The following is a 10,968-nucleotide window of genomic DNA, read 5'->3' as shown; positions in this document are numbered from 1 at the left end:
GGCGGCTGCCATTACGGAGTCCGGGTCACGCCCAGCTGGTCGAGCACGAACGCATACGACTCGGCCAGCTCGTGATAGCGCTGGAAGCGGCCGGACTTGCCACCGTGGCCGGCTTCCATGTTGGTGCGGAAGACGATCGGGAAGTGACCGGTGTTGTCATCGCGCAGCTTGGCCACCCACTTGGCCGGCTCCCAGTACTGCACCTGCGAATCCCACAGCCCGGTGCCGACATACAGGGCCGGATAGGCCTGCTTGGCGACGTTGTCGTACGGCGAGTACTTCAGCATGTAGTCGTAGTACTCGCGCTGCTCGGGGTTGCCCCACTCGTCGTACTCGTTGGTCGTCAGCGGGATGCTGGCATCGAGCATGGTGGTGACCACATCCACGAACGGCACCTGGGCGACCATCACGCGGTAATCCTGCGGTGCCTGGTTGGCGACCGCGCCCATCAGCAGGCCACCGGCGCTGCCACCGGAGGCGGCGACGCGGTCCTTGGCCGCATAGCCCTGGCGGACCAGCTCACGGGTGACATCGACGAAATCGTTGAAGGTGTTCTGCTTCTTGAGCAGCTTGCCGTCCTCATACCACGCACGGCCCATTTCCTGGCCGCCGCGGATGTGGGCGATGGCATACACCACGCCGCGATCCAGCAGGCTGACCACGGTCTGGTTGAAGCCCGGATCCATCGACATGCCGTAGCTGCCGTAGGCGTACTGGTACAGCGCGCCGGTGCCGTCCTTCTTGAAACCGTTGCGGTAGACCAGCGACACCGGCACCTTGACGCCATCGCGGGCCGTCACCCATACACGCTCGGTGGTGTACTGCGACGGGTCATAGCCGATCACCGGCTGCTGCTTGAGCTGGCGACGCTCACCGGTGACGGTGTTGAGCTCGTAGGTGGTGGTCGGGGTGGTCAGCGAGGTGTAGGCGTACCGCAGCCACGGCGTATCGTGTTCGCTGTTGGCGGCCAGCCCCATCGAATAGGCCGGCTCGTCGGCCTTGACGTAGTCCTGGCGGCCATCCGGGAACAGCAGGCGCACGCGCTCCAGCCCATTGGAGCGCTCGGCGATCGCGGTGAAGCCATCGAACAGCTCGAAGCCTTCGATCAGTACCGCATCATCGTGCGCGACCCAGTCTTTCCACTGGCTGCGCGTGGTGGCATCGCTGGGTGCGGTGACGATCTTGAAGTTCTTCGCATCAGCATCGTTGGTGCGGATCACCCAGCGGCCGTTGAAGTGGTCGGCGTCGTATTCCACGTCGCGTGCACGCGGTGCCAGCACCTTGAATGCCTGCGGATCGGCGGCCGGGGCGTAGCGCGTTTCCGAGCTGACCGTGCTGTGCAGTTCGATGGTCAGGAAACGATCATCGCGGGTGCGGCCGACGCCCATGTAGAAGCTGTCGTCCTTCTCTTCGTAGACCAGCACGTCACTGCTCGCCGGGGTGCCCAGCACGTGTTTTTTCACGCGCACGGTGAGCAGCGTCTCCGGATCGTTCTCGACGTAGAACAGGGTGCGGTTGTCATCGGCCCAGACCACGTTGGGCGAGACGTTCTCGATACGGTCCGGCAGCACTTCACCGGTGCGCAGGTCCTTGAAACGGATCACGTACTGGCGGCGGCCCACATCATCTTCGGCCCAGGCCAGCAGATGGTTGTCCTGGCTGACATCGGCATCGCCCACGTTGAAGTAGCCCTTGCCCTCGGCCATCGTGTTGATGTCGAGCAGGATTTCTTCCGGCGCCTCCATGCTGCCCTTGCGGCGTGCCTGGATCGGGTAGTCCTTGCCGGTTTCAAAGCGGGTGTAATACCAGTAGCCGCGGTCACGCGAGGGCACGCTGGCATCGTCCTGCTTGATGCGGGCGACGATCTCCTTGTAGAGCGTGTCTTCCAGCGGCTTGAGCGGCGCCACGACCTGGTCGGTATAGGCATTCTCCGCGTTCAGGTACGCCAGCATTTTCCTGTCTTCGCGCTTGTCGTCGCGCAGCCAGTAGTAATCATCGCTGCGGGTCGCGCCAAAGGGAGCCTTCACCGTGTGCGGGTGCTTCTCGGCGTCGGGCGGGGTCAGCGCGGGGGCGGCGTGCACGTTGGAGGTCATGAGGCTGGCAACCAGTAAACAAAGGGCGGGTTTCACGAGATAAGGCTCCTGGCGGGGGAATGCAATGGCGTCCGTGTCCGTGCAGTCTGTGCCGCCGGGTGGGCCAGCAGCAAGCCTGTCGTTGGTCACTGCGCCTATCATCAGGCCATGGACACTTCCCGCACGCCCCCGACCGGCACCGGCTACAGCCGCCGCAGCCAGGAAATCGAACCCTTCCACGTGATGTCGCTGCTGGCCCGCGCGCAGGCGCTGGAGCAGGCCGGCCACGATGTGATCCACCTGGAGATCGGCGAGCCGGACTTCACCACCGCCGCCCCGATCGTGCGCGCCGGCCAGGCGGCACTGGCGGCCGGGCACACGCGCTATACCGCCGCCCGCGGGCTGCCCGCGCTGCGCGAGGCGATTGCCGGGTTCTACCAGGATCGCTACCAGGTGCAGATCGACCCCCAGCGGATCCTGGTCACCCCGGGTGGCTCGGGCGCATTGCTGCTGGCCAGCAGCCTGCTGGTCGATCCCGGCAAGCACTGGTTGCTGGCCGATCCGGGCTACCCGTGCAACCGGCACTTCCTGCGCCTGGTGGAAGGGGCCGCGCAGCTGGTACCGGTCGGCCCGGAAACGGCGTACCAGCTCACGCCGGAACTGGTGGCACGGCAATGGAATGCCGAGAGTGTCGGCGCCCTGGTCGCCTCTCCGGCCAACCCGACCGGAACCGTGCTTTCCGCTGCGCAGCTGGCCGCGCTGTCGCAGTCACTGAAGTCGCGCGGCGGGCACCTGGTGGTGGATGAGATTTACCACGGCCTCACCTACGGGATGGACGCGGCCAGCGTGCTGCAGGTCGACGATGACGCCTTCGTGCTCAACAGCTTCTCCAAGTATTACGGGATGACCGGCTGGCGACTGGGCTGGCTGGTCGCGCCGCCGCAGGCGGTGAAGGAGCTGGAGAAGCTGGCGCAGAATCTGTACATCAGCGCCTCCAGCATCGCCCAGCATGCGGCGCTGGCGTGTTTCGAGCCGGAATCGATCGCGATTTTCGAGCAGCGCCGCGCGGCATTCCGCGAGCGCCGCGATTACCTGCTGCCGGCGCTGCGGGCGCTCGGCTTCCGGATCGAAGTGGAACCGGAAGGCGCGTTCTATCTCTACGCCGACGTGAGTGCGTTCACCGGGGATGCGCAGGCGTTCTGTACGCATTTCCTGGAAACCGAGCATGTCGCGTTCACCCCGGGCCTGGACTTCGGGCACCACCGCGCCAACGCGCACGTGCGGCTGGCCTACACGCAGGAAGTGCCACGCCTGGAAGAGGCGGTGCGGCGGATCGCGCGTGGGCTGGAGACGTGGGTGCGTTGAGCGACCCCTGAAAAAAAACGCCACGCATCGCTGCGTGGCGCTGAAAATGGGGTGGAGCCAACCTGACGCCCCACCACCCGGAGTCCGCTCCAGGGGGCTACAACGTCGGCGGCAGGCTCACTCCCTGCCGGCTGCTCGACTGCCCCTGGCCGTCGAGCAACCCGAGCTTACTTGGAGAGCTGCTCCCACAGGAAGCTGTAGGCCAAAGCCGACATGTGCGCGGCCTGCGCGTTGTTCGCCGCGCCGCCGTGGCCACCTTCGATGTTCTCGTAGTAGGTCACGTCCTTGCCGGCGTCGATCATCATGGCCGCCATCTTGCGGGCGTGTGCCGGATGCACGCGGTCATCGCGCGTGGAGGTGGTGAACAGCACCGGCGGGTACGTCTTCTTCGCATCGAACAGGTGGTACGGCGAGAAGGTCTTGATGAACTCCCAATCGGCCGTGTCCGGATTGCCGTATTCGGCCATCCACGAGGCGCCGGCCAGCAGGTGGCTGTAGCGCTTCATGTCCAGCAGTGGCACCTGGATGACCACCGCCCCGAACAGTTCCGGGTACTGGGTCAGCATGTTGCCGGTGAGCAGGCCGCCGTTGCTGCCGCCCTGCACGCCCAGGTGCTTGGCCGAGGTGATCTTGCGGCTGGCCAGGTCGCGGGCGACCGCGGCCATGTCTTCATAGGCCTTGTGCCGGTTCTGCTTGAGCGCCGCCTGGTGCCAGCGCGGGCCGTACTCGCCACCGCCACGGATGTTGGCCACGACGTATACGCCGCCCTTCTCCAGCCATGCGCGGCCCATGCCACCGGAGTAGGACGGGGTCAGCGAGATCTCGAAGCCGCCATAGCCGTACAGCAGGGTCGGGTTGGAACCGTCCAGCTTCATGTCCTTGCGGTGCACCACGAAGTACGGCACGCGGGTGCCATCCTTACTGGTGGCGAAGTGCTGCTCGATCACCTTGCCATCGGCATCGAAGAACGCCGGCATGGTCTTGAGCACTTCAGGCTGCTTGCCGATCTCGGCGATGGCCAGGGTGGTCGGGGTCAGGTAATCGGTGACGGTCATCCACACCGCATCGCTGTCGTCGGCATCCACCGCGCTGACAGCCACGGTGCCGAACGACGGCGCGCCGGTGAAGGCACTCGTCTTCCAGCCACTGTCGGTGGGGGTCAGCACGCTCAGGCGGCTCTTGACGTCGTCCAGCACGTTCAGGACCAGGTGGTTCTTCGTCCAGCTGGTGCCGGCCAGCGAGGTGGTGTCGGTCGGGGCGAACAGCACGTCGAAGTCACGCTTGCCGGCGAGGTAATCGTCCAGCCTGGTGGCCAGCAGCGAACCGGCCGCATAGGTCTTGCCGCCCACGGTCCACGGCTCGCGCAGCTCCAGGGTCAGCCACTGCTTGCGCAGGCCCTTCTCCGCCGAGTTCGGCGCATCGATCCTGGTCAGCGTGCCGTCGTCGGCGCGCAGGAAGATCTCGTTGTTGTAGAAGGCCAGCGTACGGCTGACCAGGTTGCGCTCGTAACCGGGGGTATCGTCGTGCATGGCCGCGATGTACATGTCATCGGGCTTGCCTTCATAGACCACCGAAGCCGAGGCCATCGGCGTGCCACGCTTCCACAGCTTGGCCACCCGCGGGTAACCGGAAGTGGTCATCGTGCCGGTGCCGAAATCGGTGTAGACGAAGACCGTGTCGCGGTCGATCCAGTTCAGGCCACCTTTGGACTCGGGGCGGAAGAAACCGTCCTTGATCCAGGTCTTGTTGGCCAGGTCGAACTCGCGGGTGACGTCGGCGTCGGCGCCGCCGCGCGAGAGCGCGATCAGGCAGCGCGAATAGTCCGGGCGCAGGCAGTCGGCGCCGTGCCAGACCCAGTTTTCGCCCTCGGCCTTGTTCAGCGCATCCAGATCCAGCACGGTTTCCCACTGCGGCGAGGCCTTGCGGTACTCGGCCAGCGTGGTGCGGCGCCACAGGCCGCGCTCGTGCTGCTTGTCCTTCCAGAAGTTGTAGTAGTAATCGCCGATCTTCTGTACGCCGGGAATCTTGGCGTCCGAATCGAGCACCTCGCGGATGCTGGTCTCCATCTGCTTGAACGCCGGAGTCGAGGCCAGACGGCCTTCGGACGAGGCGTTCTGCGCTTTGACCCAGGCCAGCGGCTTGTCGCCGGTGACATCTTCAAGCCAGGCGTACTTGTCCGCGGGGGCGTCAGCGGCCATGGCGGTTCCCGCCGCACCGGCGGAGATCAGACCTGCCACCAGGCAGGCGGAAGCGAATCGTGACATTGCAGCTCCAGGCATTCATAGCCTTGGGACGCTATCACACCGTCTGGCTGCGGCTCACGTGTCGAAGGTCAGGCCGGGCCGGTCGCGGCAGCGGGCGACCGCGGCGCCGCGCCTGCGGCCCACGACGGCGGCGGGCGGTCCGGGTGAGCAGGCCCGGCAGCGGCAGGCGGAAGCGATGCAGGCTCCACCAGGCCACCAGGGGCATGCCGACCAGCCACAGCGGCAGCCAGCCGACCCACTCGCTGTGGCCCCGTGCGGCGGGCCAGACCAGGACCAGGGCGACCCCGGCCAGGGCGGCCTGCCTGACGCAGCGCAGCACGCGCGGATCGGGACGGTCGGACGAACGCGGGGAAGACGACAGGGTCATGACACAGCTCCGTGCGAAAGTGATGCGTCACCTTGCCGCGCGGCCATCTCACCGGCTGCGACCTTGTCGGTCGGCCGCGGCAGCAAGGACCTCCGGCGCCGAGGCTGCATGAATCGGTCACGCAACCGCCGCGCCGCCATTGACGTTCTCTGCTGTCCCACCCACCATGCCCCTGCCAGCCACTGGAGCCACCCGCCGCATGTCTTCGAACCGCCCGCTTCGCGCTGTCCTGTTGGTCTCCTCGCTGGCGTTGCTGTCAGCCTGTGCGTTCCGTCATGAGACCAAACCGGACCCCGCGCCGACGCCGGTCGCGGTCGACAGCGCCGCGGCGCCGATCGACCTGCAGCGGTTCATGGGCACCTGGTACGTGATCGGCCGCGTGCCGAACCCGATCGAGCGCGGCCACGTCGCCAGCGTCAATGAGTTCCGCCTGCGCGGAGACCAGAAGGTGTCGATCAGATACCGCTACCGCGACGGCTTCTCCGAACCGCAGCAGGAACTGACCGTCCGCGCCTCGGTGGACGAGAAGAGCGGCAACCACAACTGGCGCACCTGGTTCTACAAGATCGTGCCGACCCACACCCGCGTGCTGGAAGTCGCGCCGGACTATTCGTGGGCGATGCTGGGTTACCCGGGCCGCGAGATGGCCTGGATCTTCGCGCGCCAGCCGGACATGGACAAGGAGCTCTACAAGGAGCTCGCCACCCGCCTGCGTGACGATTACGGGGTCAACACCGACAAGCTCAAGCGCGTGCCGCAGCACCCCGAGCAGGTGGACCGGCTGGGCTTTGAAGTGCCGAACGTCCGGTAAGGGCGGCGCTCAGGCCGCCTCGCGCGGCTGCACCCTGCGCTCGATTTCCTGACGGGTCGGCAGCGTCTTCAGATCGTACTCGGCCTGGAGGGCCAGCCACGACGCGGCGTCCCCGCCGAAATGACGCGCCAGGCGCACTGCGGTATCGGCCGTTACGCCACGGGTTTCATGCACGATGGCGTGCAATCGCGTCGGCGGCACATCCAAGGCCCGTGCCAGCGCGGTGATGCTCAGCTGCAGCGGCAGCAGAAACTCCTCGCGCAGGATTTCGCCCGGATGGACGGCCCTGAGATTGTTGATGGCGCGGCTCATGGATGGCACCTCAGTGGTAATCGACGATCTCGACATCACGCGGACCGTTGTCGGTCCAGACAAAACACAACCGCCACTGCGCGTTGATACCGATGCTGTGCTGCCCGCGTCGATCACCGTACAGCGCTTCGAGCCGATTTCCGGGCGGGCACCGCAGGAACTGTAGGGTCTGTGCAGCATCCAGCATCTGCAGCTTGCGCTCGGCCAGTGACTGGAACGCACGGAATTGGCGCGGGCATCTCCCCGCAAACAGCGCGAGCGTGTGGCGGCATCGGAAGGACTAAATCATTCCGCACAGCGTATTACGCCAAACGGAATATAACACAGCTGTCCGTCACGCAATGCTGCGTTGGTCGATCACCTGATCAATAGAACCAACGCGTGCTGCCGCCCCGGCACTCCCATGGGCGGCACACTCTGAAACCATGCCCGGTCGCCGCTGGGCATGGCGTACCGACCGGTTATTTCCGGCTGTAGTGCGAGACCAGGCGGTCGCCGATCATCTGCAGGATCTGCACCAGCACCAGCAGCAGCACCACGGTGACCAGGGCCACGTCGGTGTGCGAGCGCTGGTAGCCATCGCGGAACGCCAGGTCGCCCAGGCCGCCCGAGCCGATCGCACCGCCCATCGCGGTGAAGCCGATCAGCGCAATCACCGTGACGGTGGCACCGGCAATCAGGCCCGGCCGCGCTTCGGGCAGCAGCACCCGGGTGACCAGCTGCCAGGTGGTGGCGCCCATCGCCTGGGTCGCCTCGATCACGCCGCGGTCCACTTCGCGCAGCGCGGTCTCGACCAGGCGTGCATAGAACGGCGCCGCGCCGATCACCAGCGGCACGATCGCGCCACGGACGCCCAGCGAGGTGCCCATCATCCACAGCGTGAGCGGGATCAGCACGATCATCAGGATGATGAAGGGCACCGAGCGCAGCAGGTTCACCAGCAGCGCGAGCGAACCGTACAGCACCGGCTTGCGGTGCAGCTGCGGCGAGCCGGTCAGGAACAGCAGCACGCCCAGCGGCAGGCCGATCAGCAGCGTCAGCGGCAGCGAGCCGCCGAGCATCAGCAGGGTATCCAACGTGGCTTGGCCGATATCGGCCCATTTGCCGGCGTCGAGGTGGCGGAAGAACCCGCCTGCGGTGGCCAGGATCATCGGCGCAGCTCCTCAAGATGGACACCGGCGGCAACGAAGCCCGCCTGGGCGGCCTGTACGTCGCCCCCGACCAGCGACACGGTCAGCTGCCCATACGGGGTGTCCTTGATCCGGTCGATGCGACCGGACAGGATGTTGTAGTCCACGCCGGTCTCGCGCGCGATGCGCCCCAGCAGCGGTTCATAGGTATCGGCGCCGAGGAAGGTCAGGCGCACGATGCGACCGGCCACCGCCTCGAAATCCTTGTGCAGCTCGCCCTCGTCGACCTGCTCGGACTCGCTGACGAAGCGGCGGGTGGTCGGGTGCTGCGGGTGCAGGAACACCTCGGTGACCGGGCCGGTTTCGACCAGGTGGCCGGCATCGAGTACGGCGACGCGGTCGCAGACACGGCGGATCACGTCCATCTCGTGGGTGATCAGCACGATGGTCAGGCCCAGCTCGCGGTTGATCCTGCCCAGCAGCTTGAGCACCGAGGCGGTGGTCTGCGGGTCCAGCGCGCTGGTGGCCTCATCGCACAGCAGGATCTGCGGGCGGGTGGCCAGCGCGCGGGCGATGCCGACGCGCTGCTTCTGGCCGCCGGACAGCTGCGCCGGGTATTTGTTGGCGTGCGCTTCCAGGCCGACCGTGTGCAGCAGTTCGTCCACGCGTGCGTCGATCTCCGCGCGCGGCGTGCCGGCCAGCTCCAGCGGGAAGGCGACATTGGCCGCCACGGTGCGCGAGGACAGCAGGTTGAAGTGCTGGAAGATCATGCCGATCTTCCGGCGCAGCACGCGCAACCCCTCGGCGTCGAGCGCGGTGACGTCTTCGCCATTGATCAGCAGGCGGCCACCGGTGGGTTCCTCCAGCCGGTTGATCAGGCGGATCAGGGTCGATTTGCCCGCGCCGGAATGGCCGATGATGCCGAACACTTCGCCGGCCTCGATGGTCAGGTCCAGCGGCTGCAGCGCGGCAATCGCGCGGCCGCCGACGGCATAGGATTTGTGCAGGCGCTGGAACTCGATCACTTCGCGGTCAACCGGGGCATCGACGGGAGGGGGCGTGCAGCCTACCAGCGCGGGGCGGCCCTGGCCCGTGCGGTTGCGCGGAATGATATTCCGTTTGGTTCTAAGGGAACGTGATCCGGTCAGCCTGGCGGGTGCCGGCCGGGCTCAGGGATGATCCAGCGGCCTGGGCGGCTCGACCCGGCGGACCCGCTCGCGGTGCAGCAGGTACAGGCCCGAGGCCACGATGATGGCCGCGCCCAGCCAGGTCACCTGGTCGGGCAGCACGCCCCAGAACAACAGGTCCCAGCCGATCACCCAGACCAGCCCGGTGTATTCCAGCGGCGCGATCATCGAGGCTTCGCCCAGCTGGAAGGCCCGGGTCAGGGCGACCTGCCCCCCTGCCCCGGCCAGGCCCATGCCCGCGATCAGGGCCGCGTGGCCCAGCTGCAGCGGCTGCCAGTCCGGGATCGCGAGCAGGCCGGCGCCGACGGCCATGATCACCAGGAACCACACCACCATCGACTGCGGGGTATCGGTCCGGGTCAGCATGCTGACCGTGATCGCGCCCAGGGCATAGGCGGTGGCCGCGAGCAGCACCATCAGGCCGGGGAAGGAGATGATCCCGCCAACGCCGGGGCGCAGCACCACCAGCACGCCGATCAGGCCGATGCCGATGGCGATCCAGCGGCGCGGGCCGACGTGCTCGCCGAGCAGCGGTACCGAGAGCGCGGCGATCAGCAGCGGGGCGACGAAGTAGATGGTGTAGGCGGTGGACAGCGGCAGGCTGCGCAGCGCGTAGACGAAGCAGCCGATCATCGCCATGCCGAGCACGCCGCGCAGCAGGTGCAGGCCCCAGCGCCTGGGCACCAGCGAACGCGGGCCGGCCGTGGCCAGCACCCAGACCAGCACGAACGGCAGCGACGCCGCGCCGCGCAGGAAGGTCACCTGCAGGGTGGGATAGCTGGCCGACAGCTGCTTCATGCCGGCATCCATCAGCGAGAAGCAGGCCACGGCCATGAGCATCCAGGCGACGGCGCGGGTGGGGGAGCGTTGCGTGTTCATGACCCATTATCGCCGGGTTGGCCGGGCCGTCCATGGTGGGTTGGTAGAATGGGGTATTCACCCGCTGGAGTTTTCCGATGCCCTCTTTTGACGTTGTTTCCGAAGTCGACACCCACGAGCTGACCAACGCGGTCGATCAGGCCAACCGCGAGTTGTCCACGCGCTTCGATTTCAAGGGGGTGGACGCCAAGTTCGTGCTGGAGGACGGCGTGATCAACCAGTCCGCGCCGAGCGATTTCCAGTTGCAGCAGATGACGGACATCCTGCGCCAGCGCTTGATCGCGCGGAAAATCGATGCGGCGTGCCTGGAGTTCGAGGATATCGAGACGAATCTGGCCGGTGCGCGGCAGAAGATCACGGTCAAGCAGGGTATCGAGCAGAAGGTGGCCAAGAAGATCGCGGCGAAGATCAAGGAGGCCAAGTTGAAGGTGGACAGCCAGATCAATGGCGACAAGCTGCGGGTGACGGGCAAGAAGCGCGATGATCTGCAGGATGCGATGGCGCTGCTGCGGAAGGAGACCTTCGAGGTTCCGCTGCAGTTCGATAATTTCCGCGATTGATCTTGGCCGAAGGGCTGTAGC

General features: G+C 66.5%; 11 protein-coding genes. 3 read left to right on the top strand and 8 right to left on the bottom strand.

The window, feature by feature from the left end; all coding sequences use genetic code 11:
• Window positions 1-11: 11 nt before the first annotated feature.
• Entirely contained in the window at window positions 12-2,129 is a 2,118-nt protein-coding gene (locus tag ORK51_RS02225) for a S9 family peptidase (protein WP_261998247.1), read from the bottom strand.
• 111 nt (window positions 2,130-2,240) lie between these two features.
• Here ORK51_RS02225 and ORK51_RS02220 point away from each other — a divergent pair, with 111 nt between their 5' ends.
• Window positions 2,241-3,437, top strand: a complete 1,197-nt coding sequence (locus ORK51_RS02220) for a pyridoxal phosphate-dependent aminotransferase (RefSeq protein WP_266083762.1) — start codon at window positions 2,241-2,243, stop codon at window positions 3,435-3,437.
• Between the two features lie 167 nt (window positions 3,438-3,604).
• On the opposite strand, the gene ORK51_RS02215 is transcribed toward ORK51_RS02220, so the two are convergent.
• Together ORK51_RS02215 and ORK51_RS02210 are read right to left on the bottom strand one after the other, a co-directional pair.
• Window positions 3,605-5,701 (bottom strand): prolyl oligopeptidase family serine peptidase, encoded by a 2,097-nt coding sequence (locus tag ORK51_RS02215; protein ID WP_070425972.1) that lies wholly within the window; start codon window positions 5,699-5,701, stop codon window positions 3,605-3,607.
• A gap of 34 nt (window positions 5,702-5,735) precedes the next feature.
• Window positions 5,736-6,062, bottom strand: coding sequence for a hypothetical protein (locus tag ORK51_RS02210; RefSeq protein ID WP_083279926.1), 327 nt, complete (start codon window positions 6,060-6,062; stop codon window positions 5,736-5,738).
• 205 nt (window positions 6,063-6,267) lie between these two features.
• Between ORK51_RS02210 and ORK51_RS02205 the strand changes: the two genes are divergently transcribed.
• Window positions 6,268-6,879, top strand: a complete 612-nt coding sequence (locus ORK51_RS02205) for a lipocalin family protein (RefSeq protein ID WP_019183667.1) — start codon at window positions 6,268-6,270, stop codon at window positions 6,877-6,879.
• Window positions 6,880-6,888: 9 nt separating this feature from the next.
• On the opposite strand, the gene ORK51_RS02200 is transcribed toward ORK51_RS02205, so the two are convergent.
• The 5 genes from ORK51_RS02200 to ORK51_RS02180 all read right to left on the bottom strand — a co-directional run bounded on the left by ORK51_RS02200 (window position 6,889) and on the right by ORK51_RS02180 (window position 10,387).
• Entirely contained in the window at window positions 6,889-7,191 is a 303-nt protein-coding gene (locus ORK51_RS02200; protein WP_266083758.1) for a HigA family addiction module antitoxin, read from the bottom strand.
• A gap of 10 nt (window positions 7,192-7,201) precedes the next feature.
• The gene (locus ORK51_RS02195) at window positions 7,202-7,399 is read right to left on the bottom strand and encodes a type II toxin-antitoxin system RelE/ParE family toxin (RefSeq protein WP_429000602.1); all 198 of its coding nucleotides are present in this window, start codon (window positions 7,397-7,399) and stop codon (window positions 7,202-7,204) included.
• A 253-nt stretch (window positions 7,400-7,652) separates the two neighbouring features.
• On the bottom strand, window positions 7,653-8,342 hold the full coding sequence (locus tag ORK51_RS02190) for a methionine ABC transporter permease (RefSeq protein WP_019183664.1): 690 nt from the start codon (window positions 8,340-8,342) through the stop codon (window positions 7,653-7,655).
• Window positions 8,339-9,346, bottom strand: coding sequence for a methionine ABC transporter ATP-binding protein (locus ORK51_RS02185; RefSeq protein ID WP_019183663.1), 1,008 nt, complete (start codon window positions 9,344-9,346; stop codon window positions 8,339-8,341). The genes ORK51_RS02190 and ORK51_RS02185 overlap by 4 nt, the downstream gene beginning before the upstream one ends.
• Window positions 9,347-9,490: 144 nt before the next feature.
• The gene (locus ORK51_RS02180; protein WP_266083754.1) at window positions 9,491-10,387 is read right to left on the bottom strand and encodes a DMT family transporter; all 897 of its coding nucleotides are present in this window, start codon (window positions 10,385-10,387) and stop codon (window positions 9,491-9,493) included.
• 77 nt (window positions 10,388-10,464) lie between these two features.
• Here ORK51_RS02180 and ORK51_RS02175 point away from each other — a divergent pair, with 77 nt between their 5' ends.
• The gene (locus ORK51_RS02175; RefSeq protein ID WP_266083751.1) at window positions 10,465-10,947 is read left to right on the top strand and encodes a YajQ family cyclic di-GMP-binding protein; all 483 of its coding nucleotides are present in this window, start codon (window positions 10,465-10,467) and stop codon (window positions 10,945-10,947) included.
• Window positions 10,948-10,968 lie beyond the last annotated feature (21 nt).

Origin of the sequence: Stenotrophomonas sp. RIT-551, assembly GCF_026241915.1 — a bacterium.
Taxonomy (GTDB): domain Bacteria; phylum Pseudomonadota; class Gammaproteobacteria; order Xanthomonadales; family Xanthomonadaceae; genus Stenotrophomonas; species Stenotrophomonas bentonitica_A.
This window is presented reverse-complemented; position numbering and strand designations above follow the sequence as displayed.